This window comes from Pseudomonas sp. CAM1A, from assembly GCF_047501685.1.
Classification (GTDB): Bacteria; Pseudomonadota; Gammaproteobacteria; order Pseudomonadales; family Pseudomonadaceae; genus Aquipseudomonas.
In genome coordinates this window covers 581,980-596,443 of sequence record NZ_JBFNXP010000001.1, presented here as the reverse complement: position 1 = coordinate 596,443, position 14,464 = coordinate 581,980, and the positions used below count along the sequence as shown (strand labels likewise).

The window sequence follows — 14,464 nt, the reverse complement described above, 5'->3', positions numbered from 1 at the left end:
CACCGTGCAAAGGATCAAGGGCTATCACGCCCACGTGTACTACGACGCATCGACCCTGGAACAGGCCCGTGAACTATGCGAGGAGGCGACGCGGCTGTTCCCCGTGACCATGGGCCGTATGCACCAGAAACCGGTCGGGCCGCACCCGGACTGGAGCTGCCAGCTGGCCTTCGGGCCGGAGGTGGTGGGTGTGGTGCTGCCGTGGCTGGCGCTGTACCGCAAGGGGCTGGTGGTGTTCCTGCACCCGGAAACCGGGGATGAACTGGCGGATCACCGCGATCATGCGATCTGGATGGGGGCGATCAGGCCGTTGGATTTGTCGATTTTCAAAGCATGACGCCAACCCGTGGGAGCGGGCTTGCCCCGCGATGGCGGCAGTGAAGCCATCGCGGGGCAAGCCCGCTCCCACAACATCAGTTGCGGGCGGCGCGCACGCCTTCGGCCAGCGCCGAGCACAGGCTCAGCACATCAGTCACGGCCTGCTCGGCACCCTTGGCCTGGGCGATCTTGTCGACCAGCGCCGAGCCCACCACCACGCCATCGGCCAGGCGGGCGATAGCCGCAGCCTGCTCCGGCGTACGGATGCCGAAACCAACGCTGATCGGCAGGTCGGTATGCCGACGCAGGCGCGCAATGGCCTCGGTCACATGCTCGGTGGTCGCCGAGCCTGCACCGGTCACACCCGCCACCGATACGTAGTAGACGAACCCAGAGCTGCGCTCCAGCACGCGCGGCAGGCGCGCATCGTCGGTGGTCGGGGTGGTCAGGCGGATGAAGTCGATACCCGCGGCCTGGGCCGGGGTGGCCAGCTCGGCGTCGTGCTCGGGCGGCAGGTCGACGATGATCAGGCCATCGACACCCGCTTCCTTGGCTTCGGCGACGAACTTCTCCACGCCAAAGCGATGGATCGGGTTGTAGTAACCCATCAGCACGATCGGGGTGGTTTGGTTATCCACACGGAATTCACGCACCATCTGCAAGGTCTTGGCCAGGGTCTGGCCTGCTTCCAGGGCGCGCAGGGTGGCGAGCTGGATAGCCACGCCGTCAGCCATCGGGTCGGTGAACGGCATGCCCAGCTCGATCACGTCGGCGCCGGCGGCCGGCAGGCCCTTGAGGATCTTCAGCGAGGCGTCGTAGCCGGGGTCGCCAGCGGTAACGAAGGTGACCAGAGCCGAGCGGCCTTCGGCCTTGAGTTCGGCAAAGCGTTGTTCGAGACGGCTCATGCCTGTTTCTCCTGGGCAGCCATGTGGTTCATCACGGTTTGCATGTCCTTGTCACCGCGACCGGACAGGCAGATCACCATCAGGTGGTCCTTGGGCAGGGTCGGCGCGCGCTTGATCGCCTCGGCCAGGGCGTGGGAGCTTTCCAGCGCCGGGATGATGCCTTCCAGGCGGCAGCTCATGTGGAAGGCGTCCAGCGCTTCGTCGTCGGTGATGCTGACGTACTCCACGCGCTTCACTTCGTGCAGGTAGGCGTGCTCCGGGCCGATGCCGGGGTAGTCCAGGCCTGCGGAAATCGAGTGGGCGTCGGTGATCTGGCCGTCGTCATCCTGCAGCAGGTAGGTGCGGTTGCCGTGCAGCACGCCCGGCACGCCGCCGTTGAGGCTGGCCGCGTGCTTGTCGGTGTGCACGCCGTGGCCGCCGGCCTCGACGCCGATGATCTTGACGCTTGGCTCTTCGAGGAACTCGTGGAACAGGCCCATGGCGTTGGAGCCGCCGCCGACGCAGGCGATCAGGCTGTCGGGCAGGCGCCCTTCCTTCTCTTGCAGCTGGGCGCGGGTTTCTTTGCCGATGATCGACTGGAAGTCGCGGACCATCGCCGGGTACGGGTGCGGGCCTGCCACGGTGCCGATCAGGTAGAAGGTGTCGTCGACGTTGGTGACCCAGTCGCGCAGGGCCTCGTTCATGGCGTCCTTGAGGGTGCCGGTGCCCGCGGTGACCGGGACGATCTCGGCGCCCAGCAGCTTCATGCGGAACACGTTGGCCTGCTGGCGCTCGATGTCGGTGGCGCCCATGTAGATCACGCAAGGCAGGCCGAAGCGCGCGGCGACGGTGGCGGTGGCCACGCCGTGCATGCCGGCGCCGGTTTCGGCGATCAGGCGTTTCTTGCCCATGCGCTTGGCCAGCAGCACCTGGCCGATGCAGTTGTTCACCTTGTGCGCGCCGGTATGGTTGAGCTCTTCACGCTTGAAGAAGATCTTCGCGCCGCCGCAGTGCTCGGTCAGGCGCTCGGCGAAGTACAGCGGGTTGGGCCGGCCGATGTAGTCGCGCTGGAAGTAGGCCAGCTCCTCGAGGAACTTGGGATCGCCCTTGGCGGCTTCGTATTCGCGGGCCAGGTCGAGCACCAGGGGCATCAGGGTTTCGGCCACGTAGCGGCCGCCGAACGAGCCGAACAGGCCGTTGGCGTCGGGGCCGGGGCGGTATTGGGTCTGGGTCATGGGACGCTCCGTAGGCGAAGTAGAGATTCGATGGGCTTTACTCTAACCACGACGTGGCCGGCTGAAAACCGATAAGATTGCGCAAACCTGTCAGGAAAACTCACAAGTAAGATGGCTCAGGACCTTCCCCCCCTCAATGCGCTGCGGGCCTTCGAGGCGACAGCCCGGCTGAACAGCGTCAGCCAGGCAGCAGAAGCGCTTCATGTCACCCATGGCGCGGTCAGCCGGCAGATCAAGGTGCTTGAGGAGCATCTGGGGGTAGCCTTGTTCGTCAAGGACGGGCGCGGCGTCAAACTCACAGATGCCGGTGTGCGTCTGCGCGATGCCAGCTTTGAGGCTTTCGACCGACTGCGCGGTGTCTGCGCCGAGCTTTCCCGGGATGCCGACGAAGCGCCGTTCGTGCTCGGTTGCTCCGGCAGTTTGCTGGCGCGTTGGTTCATCCCCCGCCTTGGACGCCTGAAAGCCGACCTGCCGGAGCTGCGCCTGCACCTGTCAGCGGGCGAAGGTGACCTTGATCCGCGACGCCCGGGGCTGGACGCACTGCTGGTCTACGCCGAGCCACCGTGGCCGGCGGACATGCAGGTGCATGTGCTCGCCGAAGAGCGAATCGGCCCGGTGATGAGCCCGCGCTTCGATGCCTATGATCGTTTGAAAGCCTCGCCAGCCGTGGCTTTGCAGCATGTTGCCGTACTCCATACGACCTCGCGGCCGCAGGCTTGGCCTACCTGGGCGCGGCAGCATGGGTTGGCGCCCGAGGCGCTGAGTTACGGGCAAGCATTCGAGCATCTCTACTACTTGCTGGAAGCAGCGGTGGCTGGGCTGGGTGTAGCCATCGCCCCGCAACCGCTGGTGGCGGACGACCTGAAGGCTGGGCGGCTGGCCGCGCCATGGGGCTTTTCCCCCACCAACGCGGCATTGGCCTTGTGGGTACCCCGGCGTGCCGCGGACGGGCGCGCCGAGCAACTGGCGCAATGGCTGCGCCAGGAGCTGCAGCGGCAGGCGGGTTAGTTGCGGCGGCACATCAGGTAGGCGGCCAGCAGGCCCAGGGCGCCCACCGCGACACCTGCGGTGGCCCAGGGGTGTTCCTGGGCATAGTCGCGGGTGGCTACGCTGGTTTCGCGGGTGCGGGTCTTCACTTCCTCGTAAGCATCGCTGAGCAGGCTGCGTGAGTGCTTGAGGGCGCTTTCGGCGTTGCCGCGCAGCGTCTTCATGGTCTTCTGCGTTTCTTCCGAGGCATCGTGCTTGAGGCCTTCCAAAGTCTTGAGGAGGCTTTCGATCTCGGCTTCCATGCTTTCCAGTGAGGTTTTGCGCAACGCATTGCGTGCCATGTCGACTCTCCTTGCTGAGTGGGGATGTACAGGTTGCGACTGCGCAGGTGGATGAAAGTGCGATCGAACTTTCCCCGGCGGCGATCGCTCGCAGGTAAACCGGGCCTGCGCTGCTAGGCTCAAGCCACTACCCACTCAAGGAGAGCGCTCATGTCGGATCATCACACCTACAAGAAGATCGAGCTGGTCGGGTCTTCGCCCACCAGCATCGAAGAAGCGATCAACAATGCGCTGGCCGAGGCCGGCAAGAGCATCAAGCACCTGGAATGGTTCGAGGTGATCGATACCCGCGGGCATATCCGTGACAACAAGGCCGCGCATTTCCAGGTGACGCTGAAAGTTGGGTTCCGCATCGCCAACAGCTGAAACCAAGCTGGGCTAGGCTTGCCCAGCGTGTTGGGGTATCAAGGTTGCAGGGCGCGTGCTTCGCGCCCTTTTTGTCTTTGATCTGTACAAGGAAAGCGATCGATGAAGAAATTGATTCTGGCCGTGGGGCTGATGGCGTTGGCTGGCGGGGCGATGGCGGCGGGCAAACCGTGCGAGGAACTCAAGGCGGAGATTGCAGCGAAGCTCGATGCCAAAGGGGTGAAGGGGTACTCGCTGGAGATCGTCAACAAGGGCGAGCCGGCCGGCAAGGTAATCGGCAGCTGCGAGGGTGGGACCAAGGAAATCGTCTACCGCCGCGGCTGACTGCCCTCATCGCGGGGCAAGCCCGCTCCCACCGGAATCGTGGGAGCGGGCTTGCCCCGCGATAGCGTTCACTCGACTTTCAAGGCTTGCGCCATCAATTCATAGGACCTGATCCGGTCGGCGTGCTCATACAGGTCGCTGGTGAAAATCAGCTCGTCCGCCCCCGTCTGCTCCAGCAATACCTCGACCTTCGCCCGCACCTTCTGCGGGCTGCCGATCATCGCCAGGCCTAGGAAGCTGCTCACCGCATCACGCTCATGGGGCAGCCAGAGGCCATTCATGCTCTCGACGGGCGGGCGCTGCATCAAGCTCTGGCCACGGATCAGCGCGAGGATGCGCTGGTACACCGAGGTGGCCAGGTATTCGGCCTTTTCGTCGGTTTCAGCCACCACCATCGGAATGCCCAGCATCACGTAAGGCTTGTCCAGCGTCGTCGACGGTTTGAAATGGTCGCGATAGATGCGGATCGCCTCGTGCATGTAGCGCGGCGCGAAGTGCGAGGCGAAGGCGTAGGGCATGCCGCGCATGCCGGCGAGCTGGGCGCTGAACAGGCTGGAGCCGAGCAGCCACATGGGCACCTCGGTGTCGTGGCCGGGCACGGCGATGACCTTCTGGTCGTCGGTGCGCGGGCCCAGGTAGCGCGACAGTTCTTCAACATCGTCCGGAAAATCGTCGGCGCTGCCGGAGCGCTCGCGGCGCAAGGCGCGGGCGGTCATCTGGTCCGACCCCGGGGCGCGGCCCAGGCCCAGGTCGATGCGGTCTGGGTACAGGCTGGCCAGGGTGCCGAACTGCTCGGCCACCACCAACGGCGCGTGGTTGGGCAGCATTACGCCGCCTGAGCCGACGCGGATTCGCGAGGTGCCGCCGGCCAGGTAGCCGATCAGCACGGCGGTGGCCGAGCTGGCGATACCGTCCATGTTGTGATGCTCGGCGACCCAGAAGCGGTTGTAGCCGAAACGCTCAACGTGTTGCGCCAGGTCCAGGGAGTTGCGCAACGCTTGCGCCGGGCTGCCGTCGGCGCGCACGGGCACCAGGTCGAGGGTGGAAATCTTCAGGTCTCGCAGGTGCGTCATTGGAGCCTCCGCTACAGGTGGTTGGCCATGGGCCTTCAGGACTCTGTATGGGCATATTCGCTGGATTCAATGCCTTCCTGCGGATTGATCTGAACTTGGCGTGGGCTTGGTCCTCAGAACCTTAGACACCCCAACCCTGTGACAGGAGGCAGCATGAAGAAGACAGCATCGGCGGTCTGGCAAGGTGGCCTGAAGGATGGCAAGGGCCAGATCTCCACTGAAAGCGGCGCGCTCAAGCAAGCGCCCTACGGCTTCAACACCCGTTTCGAAGGCACGCCTGGGACCAACCCGGAGGAGCTGATCGGCGCTGCCCATGCCGGTTGCTTCTCCATGGCATTGTCGATGATGTTGGGCGAGGCGGGATTCACCCCTGAACGGATCGACACTCACGCCGAAGTGAGCCTGGACAAGCAGGCTGATGGCTTTGCCATCACCGCCGTTCACCTGACCCTCAAGGCCACCGTGCCTGGGGCCAGCGAGGCGCAGTTCCAGGAGATCGCCAACAAGGCCAAGGCCGGGTGCCCGGTGTCCAAGGTGCTCAACGCAACCATCAGCCTTGATGCCACGCTGCTTTCCTAGGAGGCGCAACGGCGGCGGTTTCCTGTAGTCTAACCAGCGTTGGCAGCTCGTCTGCCCTGCCTCAGGAGCCGTTCCATGATCCGCGTAGCATTAGGTGTGCTGGCTTCCCTGCTGGCCACCGCCGCACTGGCCGCGCCCAAGCCGTGCGAGGAACTGAAGGCCGAGATCGAAGCGAAGATTCAGGCGCGCGGGGTGACGTCCTACACGCTGGAGATCGTGCCCAACAGCGAAGTCCATGATCGGAGCATGGTCGTGGGAAGTTGTGAGGGGGGTACCAAGAAGATCATTTATCAAAAGAATGATCGATAACACAGGGGCCGCGTTGCGGCCCATCGCCGGCAAGCCGGCTCCCACAGGGTCATCGCCGTTTTTGTGGGAGCCGGCTTGCCGGCGAAAGGGCTGAGCAGCAGCCCCGTGTTTCACTCAAGGAATGCAGGTGACGTTGCTCGGTTCGTTCACCACCACCTTGCGGCTGGCGTCGTACAACAACACCTGCGGCTGCATCGCCGGAGCCCGGGCCTCCAGGCGGTAACGCTCGCCCGCCTTGAAATCGTTGTAGCGCACGGTCAGGTAGCACGTCCGCTCGGTCGGGTCGGTACTGAAGCCACCGGCGTATATCTCGTAGTCGAAACGCACCACCAGCTCATGTTTACCCGGCGTCACCTGAAAGTAGCGGCCATCGTCCAGGCGCTTGCCGTCCAGGCGGTCGGCCATGAGGGTGCGGCCGGGGGTGATGGTGTACATGTCGATCCAGGCCTTGCCGGGGTCGGCGGGGGGCAAGGGGCTGGCGCAAGCCCCCAAAGCACTGAGGGCCATCAGCATCATGGGCTGGCGCATGGCGAAACTCCCGCTCGCGGTTCACAGGCTACAAGCATAGCGCCGTTCGCGGTGTTCAGGTGCGCTGGCAGCCTGCCGGTTCGCCCTGGCCAATCAGCTTCTGGCGCTGGTCGTAGAGTTTGATCCACGGCCGGAAGCCGATGCTGCCGGCTTGCATCTGGTAGCGCTGGCCGGCAGTGAAGTCCTTGAAGGTGAGATTGAGCTGGCAGTCGCGCCACAGCGGCTCCTCCACCGGGCCGATGTTGCTGGGCGTCACGGCGAACTGGTAGCGCACGGTCAGTTCATGGTTGCCGGGCTGTACCTCGAAATAGCGGCTGTCGGCCCAGTCGCGCTCATCCACTTGCAGGGCGTGCAGCGAATCGTTGTCACCCGGTGCCAGGTCTACCCAGGCCTGATTCGGGTCCGGGTCGGGCAAGGTGGAACACCCGGACAGCAGCACGAGCGTGCCGACGGCAAACAGTGTACGCATGGCAAAGCTTCCCCTTGGCGAGATAGTCTTGGTCGCATTCGGCCGACGAGCGAGATAGACAGCCTCGATGTTTGGACTTTTTCTTTTCATGCGCTGCAGCCGTCGGGCTCTCGACCGCGTTTTCACCCGGTTTGTTCCCGTGACGCTGGGTGTCCTGCTGAGCGGTTGCTCCAGCGTGGGCTATTACGGTCAGCTGGCCGAGGGGCAATGGCAGCTGTTGCGGGCACGTCAGCCGCTGGATCGGGTGATTGCAGACCCGGCCACCAGCCCGGCCTTGCGTCAGCGGCTGCTGTTCGCCGAAAAAGCCCGGGCGTTCGCCAGCGCGCAGCTGCAACTGCCCGATAACGGCAGTTATCGGGTGTACGCCGATTTGGGCCGACCGTATGTGGTGTGGAATGTGTTCGCGACCCCCGAGCTGTCGTTGCAACCTGTGACCCATTGTTTCCCCATCGCCGGTTGCGTGGCCTATCGCGGCTACTACCGCCAGGGTGCCGCCCGCGGAGCGGCGGCGCTGATGCGCCAGGAGGGGCTGGATGTCTATGTCGGGGGCGTGGAGGCCTACTCCACCCTGGGCTGGTTCGACGACCCGATTCTTTCGACCATGACCGGCTGGGGTGAGGAGCGCCTGGCCACGGTGATTTTCCATGAGCTGGCGCATCAGCGCTTCTACGTTCCGGACGATACCGAGTTCAACGAATCATTCGCGTCGTTCGTCGAGCAGGAAGGCACCCGGCAATGGCGCGCGGCGCGCGGGCTGGCGACGGTTGAGGAGCATGGCGCCGGGCAACGTGACGCCTTCATACGTCTGGTGCTCGCCAGCCGCGAGCGCCTGCAGGCGATCTATGCCGGGCCGCTGGATGCGGCGGGCAAGCGGGCAGCCAAGCAGGCGGAGTTCGAACGGTTGCGGCGCGAATACCGAGAGGTGCGGGATCGGGATTGGGCGGGGGACCGGCGTTTCGATGCCTGGATGTACGGGCCGATGAACAATGCGAAGTTATTGCCGTTTGGCCTGTATGACCAGTGGGTTCCGGCCTTTTCGCAGTTGTTCAAAGAGGTGGGTGGGGATTGGCTGCGATTTTATGAGCGGGTGGAGGCGCTTGGGAGGTTGCCGAGCGAGCAGCGCAAATTGGCGTTGGCAGCGCTGGCCTCATCGCGGGGCAAGCCCGCTCCCACGACAGCTCGTGGGGGCGGGCCTGATCTGCGATAAAGCTGGATTAGCGCACGAATGCCTGGTGCAGCTCGGCCAGCGTCTCGAAGTGGAACGCTGGTGCCTCGGCCTGCAGTTCCTCCCGGCTACCGAACCCATAGCCCACTGCTACCGCCTGCAAACCATTGCTGCGGGCGCCGATCAGGTCATGCTTGCGGTCGCCGATCATCAAGGTCTGCGCCGGGTCCAGCCGTTCTTCATCCAGCAGGTGACGAATCAGCTCGACCTTGTTGGTGCGGGTGCCGTCCAGCTCGCTGCCGTAGATCACCTTGAAGTGGTGGTCGAAGGCGAAATGCCGGGCGATTTCGCGGGCGAACTTCCAGGGTTTGGAGGTGGCGATGTACAGGGTGCGGCCCTGGCCATTGAGCGCTTGCAGCAACTCGGGCACACCGTCGAACACCAGGTTTTCGTACAGCCCGGTGGCCTTGAAGCGCTCGCGGTAGAAGTTCACCGCGTCCCAGGCCTTGGCCTCGTCGAAGGCATAGAACTGCATGAACGCCTGCAGCAAGGGCGGGCCGATGAAGTGCTCGAGGCGGGTCAGGTCCGGCTCGTCGATACCCAGCTTGGCCAAGGCGTACTGGATCGAGCGGGTGATGCCCAGGCGCGGGTCGGTCAGGGTGCCGTCGAGGTCGAAGAGGATGTTCTGCTGGTGCATGGTGTTCTCTGTGGTCGAATTCATTCCGGGCGGTCGTAGCCTTCGGCCAGGTGCTGGTCCTTGAGCTTGACGTAGTTGCCGGCGCTGTAGGGGAAGAACGCATGTTCCTGCTCGCTCAGCAGGCGCACCTGCTTCACCGGGCTGCCCATGTACAGGTAGCCGCTGACCAGGCGCTTGCCGGGTGGCACCAGGCTGCCGGCGCCGATGATCACTTCGTCCTCGACGATGGCGCCGTCCATGATGGTGCTGCCCATGCCGACCAGGATACGGTTGCCCAGGGTACAGCCATGCAGCATGACTTTGTGACCGATGGTCACCTCGTCGCCGATGATCAGTGGATAGCCATCGGGGTTGAAGGGCCCGGCGTGGGTGATGTGCAGCACGCTGCCGTCCTGCACGCTGGTGCGCGCGCCGATGCGGATGCGGTGCATGTCGCCGCGCACCACGGTCAACGGCCAGATCGAGCTGTCCTCGCCGATCTCGACGTCGCCGATGACCACCGCCGAGCGGTCGACAAAGGCCCGTGCTCCCACTTTCGGCGTGTGTTGCTGGAAGGTCCGGAGGGCCATGATAGTGTTCCTCTGCAATGCCGATAGGCAGGCTGCCTGCTGCGGTCGGCGTCGATTGTAATTAAGATGGTCCCGTGTTTCTCCTGCCAAGGTACCCGAACCGTGAGTGCGAACAACCCGCTGCTGCAGTCCCATGATCTGCCGCCCTTCTCGGCGATCCGCGCCGAGCATGTGCTGCCGGCGATCGAGCAGATCCTCGCCGACAACCGCAAGGCCATTGCCGAGATCCTCGAAAAGCAGGGCAAGAGCCCGACCTGGGCCGGCCTGGTGCTGGCGATGGACGAACTCAACGACCGTCTAGGCGCCGCCTGGAGCCCGGTCAGCCACCTCAACGCGGTGTGCAACAGCCAGGAGCTGCGCGAGGCCTACGAGTCGTGCCTGCCGGCCCTGAGCGCCTATTCCACCGAATTGGGCCAGAACCGTGCCCTGTTCGAAGCCTATGAAGCCCTGGCCGCCAGCCCTGAAGCCGCAAGCTTCGACGTGGCGCAGAAGACCATCATCGACCACGCGCTGCGCGATTTCCGCCTGTCGGGTATCGACTTGCCGGCCGACAAGCAGCAGCGCTACGCCGAGGTGCAGAGCAAGCTCAGCGAACTGGGCAGCCGCTTCTCCAACCAGCTGCTCGACGCCACCCAGGCTTGGACCAAGCACGTCACCGACGAAGCCGCGTTGGCTGGCCTGACCGACTCGGCCAAGGCGCAGATGGCCGCCGCAGCGCAGGCCAAGGGCCTGGACGGCTGGCTGATCACCCTGGAATTCCCCAGCTACTACGCAGTGATGACCTACGCCAGCGACCGCGCCTTGCGCGAAGAGCTGTACGCCGCCTACTGCACCCGCGCCTCCGACCAGGGCCCGAATGCTGGCCAGTTCGACAACGGCCCGGTGATGGAAGAGATCCTCGACCTGCGCCAGGAACTGGCTGCGCTGTTGGGTTACCAGAACTTCGCCGAGCTGAGCCTGGCCACCAAGATGGCCGAGTCCAGCGACCAGGTGCTGAGCTTCCTGCGCGACCTGGCCAAGCGTTCCAAGCCATTCGCCGCCCAGGACCTGGAGCAGCTCAAGGCCTATGCCGCCGAGCAAGGCACTCCCGAGCTGGCCAGCTGGGACGCCGGGTACTTTGGCGAGAAGCTGCGCGAGCAGCGCTACAGCGTGTCCCAGGAAGCGCTGCGCGCCTACTTCCCGATCGACAAGGTGCTGTCCGGCCTGTTCGTCATCGTGCAGCGCCTGTACGGCATCGAGATCAACGAACTCAAGGGCTTCGACAGCTGGCACCCGGACGTGCGCCTGTTCGAGATCAAGGAAAACGGCCAGCATGTCGGCCGCTTCTTCTTCGACCTCTATGCCCGCGCCAACAAACGTGGCGGTGCCTGGATGGACGGTGCCCGCGACCATCGCCGCACCGCCAATGGCAGCCTGCAGAGCCCGGTGGCCAACCTGGTGTGCAACTTCACCCCGGCCACGAGTGGCAAGCCCGCGCTGCTTACCCATGACGAAGTCACCACCCTGTTCCACGAGTTCGGCCACGGCCTGCACCACCTGCTGACCCGCATCGAGCATGCCGGTGTGTCCGGCATCAACGGCGTGGCCTGGGACGCGGTGGAGCTGCCGAGCCAGTTCATGGAGAACTGGTGCTGGGAGCCCGAGGGCCTGGCGCTGATCTCCGGCCACTACGAGACTGGTGAGGCATTGCCCCAGGACCTGCTGGACAAGATGCTGGCGGCGAAGAACTTCCAGTCCGGCATGATGATGGTGCGCCAGCTGGAGTTCTCGCTGTTCGACTTCGAGCTGCACGCCACCCACGGCGACGGCCGCAGCGTGCTGCAGGTGCTCGAGGGCGTGCGTGACGAGGTCTCGGTGATGCGTCCGCCGGCCTACAACCGCTTCCCCAACAGCTTCGCGCACATCTTCGCCGGCGGTTATGCGGCGGGCTACTACAGCTACAAGTGGGCCGAAGTGCTGTCGGCCGATGCCTTCTCGCGTTTCGAGGAAGAAGGCGTGCTCAACGCCGAGACCGGCCGCGCCTTCCGCGAAGCCATCCTGGCCCGTGGCGGTTCCCGCGAGCCGATGGTGCTGTTCGTTGACTTCCGTGGCCGAGAGCCTTCCATCGATGCATTGTTGCGCCACAGCGGCCTCACCGAGGACGCGGCGGCATGAGCGAGGTAGCCGTGAGCAAGAGCAAGCGACGCTTCATTGCCGGGGCGGTTTGCCCGGCATGCAGCGAGATGGACAAGCTGATGATGTGGAGCGAAGACGGCGTGCCGCACCGTGAGTGCGTGGCCTGTGGGTTCACCGATACCCTGAATGAGCAGGGCCTGTCGGTACCTTCGGAGCTGGGCACCCGGGTCAACCACCTGGCGCCGAAGGCGACGCCGGCCAAGGTGCAGACCGTACAGTTCTTTCCCAATCCGAAGCTGAAGAAACCGGCCGAGTAAGGCCGTCGTGCGGCCCGGGAATCGTTGCCCGGACCGTGTGTTCCCTGCGCCACCAGGTGGTAGGTGTGCAACGCACCCTCTGCCAGGTGGCCGTCCATGCTCGCCAGTCCTTCAACTGAGCGAGATGCCCCCATGTCTTCCGACAACCCTCTCCTGCAGGCCAGCGCCATACCGATCAACTACGATGCGGTAACCTTGGACAACACCCGAGAGGCGTTTGCCTACGCACTCGCGGCCCATCGCGATGGCATTGCCAGGATTGTCGAGCAGCAGCGCCGTCTGCCGACCTGGGATGACTTGGTGCTGGCGGTGGATGAGCTGGATGCGCAACTCAATGCGGTACTCTTGGCCGCTTCGCCCCTTACCTGTAAAGGCGACGATTGGGCGAATCTGCTCAATGTGTTCTATGGGCAACTGCTTACCCGTTTCGATGAAAAACTGGCCAGTTCGGTGCTGCGGGACCTGTATCACAAGCTGGCAGTTCGAATGGGCGTGAACCTCGATGCCCACGAGCGTGCCACCCTGCGTTGGTACAGCGAGGCCTTCATCAGGCACGGGGCGCGGCTGGATGAGGCCGGTAAGCACAAGCTTGCGCAGATCAATGGAAAAATCCAGGAAATCGTCGGCAAATTTGGCGACAACATGTGGCTTGAAGGCACACATGTGAGCGAGCAAGCCTTGCTGGCGGGGCTGCCCGCCAGGCTGCGCGATGAGTTTGCGGAGCAGGCCAGGCACAATGGCATGTCGGGTTGGCTGATCGGTTCGGATGTCGCCTCGACTCACGCGCTGCTCGATCAAGCGGCCGACCGCAGCCTGCGTGAGATGGTCTATCGCCGTCACCATCAGCGGGGCGTCAACAGCGATGCGGAGCAGGACAATGGCACCCACCTGCTCAATCTGGCTCGGGAGCGTGCGAAGAAGGCGCACTTGCTGGGCTTCAGCGACTACCCAGCGCTGAGCCTGCGCGCCAAGAGCGCCGGTGACACTGGACAGGTACGGCGCTTCCTGCATGACCTTGCGGCCCGTATAAAGCCGCTGATGATCAAGCGGCGCGCGGCGCTGCAGGCGCTGGCGGGCCAGCATGGGCTCGGTCCCCTGCAACCTTGGGACAGGCGCCATGTGCAGACCCTCGAGCGCCAGGCCAGGCAGTTACCCACGCGGGATACCTTTCGTGAGTTCTTCCCGTTGCCCAAGGTGATCGATGCCTTGGTCGACCTGGTGCGCAAGTTGTTCGGCCTTAGGCTGGTCGCCGATGCCTCGCCCGGCAGAATGCCAGTCTGGCATCCAAGTGTAAGAGCATTCGAAGTCTGGCTCGACCATGCGCTGGTGGGCTATTTCTACCTGGATGCCGTGCAGTACCCCGGCAAGCAACCCGACCTGGTGGCGACCCGCTACGTCCGTAACCGGCGGGTCGATGCGGAAGGCCGCTTCCACCCCGGTGTGGTGATGGCGTTCATCGACATCCCGCCGGGCAGCCCTGCGTTGCTGGACCCTACCAGCCTGCTCAAGCTGTTCCATGAATTCGGCCACGCCATGCATCATCTGCTGGTGCGCACCACCACTCACGTGGCTTCGGGGGTAAGTAACCTGGGAGCGGATGGGGTCGAGGTCTTCAGCAAACTGTTCGAGCGCTGGGCCTGGGAGGCGGACTACCTGATGGGTATCTCGGCACACAAGGACGACGGTCGGCCAATTGAGCGCAAGCAGCTGCAGGGCTTGCTGGCGAGCCTGCGTGCCGCGGCTTTCGAGCAGACCGCCAACGACCTTGCCCTGGCGTTGTTCGACCTCGACCTGCATTCCACACCCAATGACGGCAGAAGCCTGCGTCAGCGCCTGGGGGAGGCGCGTGAGCGTTGCGGTTACTGGCCGCTGGAGGCGTATGAGCATCCGGCGCATGCTTTCGACCATCTGCTGAGCTACTACGACGCGGGCTACTACGCCTATGTCTGGTCGGATGTTCAGGCCTTTGACCTGTTCACCCGGTTCCAGCGCAATGGCCTGCTGGATCGCGTCACTGGGGCGGCTTTGCAGGTAGCGCTGCTTGACAGCGGTGCAGCACGACCGTTGCACGAGGGCATGCGCGCGTTCCTTGGCCGTGGGCCAAGCCCTGACGCCTTCCTTGCCTGGCATGGCTTGCGCTGACCGAAGGCGCTGGTCGCTTCGAGGAATCCCTTGTACTGTATATCCA

At 64.3% G+C, this 14,464-nt stretch carries 18 protein-coding genes; 10 read left to right on the top strand and 8 right to left on the bottom strand.

The window, feature by feature from the left end; translation table 11 throughout:
* The first annotated feature begins 4 nt into the window (after positions 1-4).
* Positions 5-337 carry a DOPA 4,5-dioxygenase family protein gene (locus ABZO33_RS02785; protein WP_414534759.1) on the top strand — a complete coding sequence of 111 codons (333 nt, stop codon included), beginning with the start codon at positions 5-7 and terminating at the stop codon, positions 335-337.
* Between the two features lie 76 nt (positions 338-413).
* On the opposite strand, the gene trpA is transcribed toward ABZO33_RS02785, so the two are convergent.
* Both trpA and trpB read right to left on the bottom strand, forming a co-directional pair.
* Complete coding sequence (gene trpA / locus ABZO33_RS02780) at positions 414-1,223, bottom strand: tryptophan synthase subunit alpha (RefSeq protein ID WP_414534758.1); 810 nt, start codon at positions 1,221-1,223, stop codon at positions 414-416.
* A complete protein-coding gene (gene trpB, locus ABZO33_RS02775; RefSeq protein WP_414534757.1) occupies positions 1,220-2,437 on the bottom strand; it encodes a tryptophan synthase subunit beta in 1,218 nt (405 codons plus the stop codon). The genes trpA and trpB overlap by 4 nt, the downstream gene beginning before the upstream one ends.
* 111 nt (positions 2,438-2,548) lie before the next feature.
* Here trpB and ABZO33_RS02770 point away from each other — a divergent pair, with 111 nt between their 5' ends.
* On the top strand, positions 2,549-3,445 hold the full coding sequence (locus ABZO33_RS02770; protein WP_414534756.1) for a LysR family transcriptional regulator: 897 nt from the start codon (positions 2,549-2,551) through the stop codon (positions 3,443-3,445).
* Here the strand turns inward: ABZO33_RS02770 and ABZO33_RS02765 are convergent.
* Entirely contained in the window at positions 3,442-3,765 is a 324-nt protein-coding gene (locus tag ABZO33_RS02765; RefSeq protein ID WP_414534755.1) for a DUF883 family protein, read from the bottom strand. The two genes, ABZO33_RS02770 and ABZO33_RS02765, sit on opposite strands and share 4 nt — an antisense overlap.
* 150 nt (positions 3,766-3,915) lie before the next feature.
* On the opposite strand from ABZO33_RS02765, the gene ABZO33_RS02760 reads away from it, so the two are divergent.
* Both ABZO33_RS02760 and ABZO33_RS02755 read left to right on the top strand, forming a co-directional pair.
* Entirely contained in the window at positions 3,916-4,131 is a 216-nt protein-coding gene (locus ABZO33_RS02760; protein WP_023632599.1) for a dodecin, read from the top strand.
* A 102-nt stretch (positions 4,132-4,233) separates the two neighbouring features.
* On the top strand, positions 4,234-4,455 hold the full coding sequence (locus ABZO33_RS02755) for a DUF1161 domain-containing protein (RefSeq protein WP_414534754.1): 222 nt from the start codon (positions 4,234-4,236) through the stop codon (positions 4,453-4,455).
* 68 nt (positions 4,456-4,523) lie between these two features.
* Here the strand turns inward: ABZO33_RS02755 and ABZO33_RS02750 are convergent, their stop codons facing one another.
* Positions 4,524-5,528, bottom strand: coding sequence for an LLM class flavin-dependent oxidoreductase (locus ABZO33_RS02750; RefSeq protein WP_414534753.1), 1,005 nt, complete (start codon positions 5,526-5,528; stop codon positions 4,524-4,526).
* A gap of 153 nt (positions 5,529-5,681) precedes the next feature.
* On the opposite strand from ABZO33_RS02750, the gene ABZO33_RS02745 reads away from it, so the two are divergent.
* Together ABZO33_RS02745 and ABZO33_RS02740 are read left to right on the top strand one after the other, a co-directional pair.
* A complete protein-coding gene (locus ABZO33_RS02745) occupies positions 5,682-6,107 on the top strand; it encodes an OsmC family protein (RefSeq protein ID WP_028688713.1) in 426 nt (141 codons plus the stop codon).
* Between the two features lie 75 nt (positions 6,108-6,182).
* Positions 6,183-6,416, top strand: coding sequence for a DUF1161 domain-containing protein (locus ABZO33_RS02740; protein WP_414534752.1), 234 nt, complete (start codon positions 6,183-6,185; stop codon positions 6,414-6,416).
* Between the two features lie 114 nt (positions 6,417-6,530).
* Here ABZO33_RS02740 and ABZO33_RS02735 read toward each other — a convergent pair whose 3' ends face one another.
* A complete protein-coding gene (locus tag ABZO33_RS02735; protein WP_414534751.1) occupies positions 6,531-6,944 on the bottom strand; it encodes a hypothetical protein in 414 nt (137 codons plus the stop codon).
* A 55-nt stretch (positions 6,945-6,999) separates the two neighbouring features.
* The gene (locus ABZO33_RS02730) at positions 7,000-7,413 is read right to left on the bottom strand and encodes a hypothetical protein (protein WP_023628734.1); all 414 of its coding nucleotides are present in this window, start codon (positions 7,411-7,413) and stop codon (positions 7,000-7,002) included.
* Between the two features lie 67 nt (positions 7,414-7,480).
* Between ABZO33_RS02730 and ABZO33_RS02725 the strand changes: the two genes are divergently transcribed.
* Positions 7,481-8,620 carry an aminopeptidase gene (locus tag ABZO33_RS02725; protein ID WP_414534750.1) on the top strand — a complete coding sequence of 380 codons (1,140 nt, stop codon included), beginning with the start codon at positions 7,481-7,483 and terminating at the stop codon, positions 8,618-8,620.
* Positions 8,621-8,627: 7 nt separating this feature from the next.
* Here the strand turns inward: ABZO33_RS02725 and ABZO33_RS02720 are convergent, their stop codons facing one another.
* Together ABZO33_RS02720 and ABZO33_RS02715 are read right to left on the bottom strand one after the other, a co-directional pair.
* A complete protein-coding gene (locus ABZO33_RS02720; protein ID WP_414534886.1) occupies positions 8,628-9,275 on the bottom strand; it encodes an HAD family hydrolase in 648 nt (215 codons plus the stop codon).
* Between the two features lie 20 nt (positions 9,276-9,295).
* A complete protein-coding gene (locus tag ABZO33_RS02715) occupies positions 9,296-9,844 on the bottom strand; it encodes a gamma carbonic anhydrase family protein (RefSeq protein ID WP_414534749.1) in 549 nt (182 codons plus the stop codon).
* 102 nt (positions 9,845-9,946) lie between these two features.
* On the opposite strand from ABZO33_RS02715, the gene prlC reads away from it, so the two are divergent.
* The 3 genes from prlC to ABZO33_RS02700 all read left to right on the top strand — a co-directional run bounded on the left by prlC (position 9,947) and on the right by ABZO33_RS02700 (position 14,418).
* Positions 9,947-11,998, top strand: a complete 2,052-nt coding sequence (gene prlC / locus ABZO33_RS02710; RefSeq protein ID WP_414534748.1) for an oligopeptidase A — start codon at positions 9,947-9,949, stop codon at positions 11,996-11,998.
* Entirely contained in the window at positions 11,995-12,276 is a 282-nt protein-coding gene (locus tag ABZO33_RS02705; protein ID WP_414534747.1) for a YheV family putative zinc ribbon protein, read from the top strand. Before prlC ends, ABZO33_RS02705 begins: the two co-directional genes overlap by 4 nt.
* A gap of 132 nt (positions 12,277-12,408) precedes the next feature.
* Positions 12,409-14,418, top strand: coding sequence for a M3 family metallopeptidase (locus ABZO33_RS02700; RefSeq protein ID WP_414534746.1), 2,010 nt, complete (start codon positions 12,409-12,411; stop codon positions 14,416-14,418).
* Positions 14,419-14,464 lie beyond the last annotated feature (46 nt).

Excerpts from the sequence above, each read along its gene's own strand:
- trpA (WP_414534758.1), bottom strand. The coding sequence starts at position 1,223 with ATGAGCCGTCTCGAACAACGCTTTGCCGAACTCAAGGCCGAAGGCCGC.
- trpB (WP_414534757.1), bottom strand. The coding sequence starts at position 2,437 with ATGACCCAGACCCAATACCGCCCCGGCCCCGACGCCAACGGCCTGTTC.
- ABZO33_RS02770 (WP_414534756.1), top strand. The coding sequence starts at position 2,549 with ATGGCTCAGGACCTTCCCCCCCTCAATGCGCTGCGGGCCTTCGAGGCG.
- ABZO33_RS02765 (WP_414534755.1), bottom strand. The coding sequence starts at position 3,765 with ATGGCACGCAATGCGTTGCGCAAAACCTCACTGGAAAGCATGGAAGCC.
- ABZO33_RS02760 (WP_023632599.1), top strand. The coding sequence starts at position 3,916 with ATGTCGGATCATCACACCTACAAGAAGATCGAGCTGGTCGGGTCTTCG.
- ABZO33_RS02755 (WP_414534754.1), top strand. The coding sequence starts at position 4,234 with ATGAAGAAATTGATTCTGGCCGTGGGGCTGATGGCGTTGGCTGGCGGG.
- ABZO33_RS02750 (WP_414534753.1), bottom strand. The coding sequence starts at position 5,528 with ATGACGCACCTGCGAGACCTGAAGATTTCCACCCTCGACCTGGTGCCC.
- ABZO33_RS02745 (WP_028688713.1), top strand. The coding sequence starts at position 5,682 with ATGAAGAAGACAGCATCGGCGGTCTGGCAAGGTGGCCTGAAGGATGGC.
- ABZO33_RS02740 (WP_414534752.1), top strand. The coding sequence starts at position 6,183 with ATGATCCGCGTAGCATTAGGTGTGCTGGCTTCCCTGCTGGCCACCGCC.
- ABZO33_RS02735 (WP_414534751.1), bottom strand. The coding sequence starts at position 6,944 with ATGCGCCAGCCCATGATGCTGATGGCCCTCAGTGCTTTGGGGGCTTGC.
- ABZO33_RS02730 (WP_023628734.1), bottom strand. The coding sequence starts at position 7,413 with ATGCGTACACTGTTTGCCGTCGGCACGCTCGTGCTGCTGTCCGGGTGT.
- ABZO33_RS02725 (WP_414534750.1), top strand. The coding sequence starts at position 7,481 with ATGTTTGGACTTTTTCTTTTCATGCGCTGCAGCCGTCGGGCTCTCGAC.
- ABZO33_RS02720 (WP_414534886.1), bottom strand. The coding sequence starts at position 9,275 with ATGCACCAGCAGAACATCCTCTTCGACCTCGACGGCACCCTGACCGAC.
- ABZO33_RS02715 (WP_414534749.1), bottom strand. The coding sequence starts at position 9,844 with ATGGCCCTCCGGACCTTCCAGCAACACACGCCGAAAGTGGGAGCACGG.
- ABZO33_RS02705 (WP_414534747.1), top strand. The coding sequence starts at position 11,995 with ATGAGCGAGGTAGCCGTGAGCAAGAGCAAGCGACGCTTCATTGCCGGG.
- ABZO33_RS02700 (WP_414534746.1), top strand. The coding sequence starts at position 12,409 with ATGTCTTCCGACAACCCTCTCCTGCAGGCCAGCGCCATACCGATCAAC.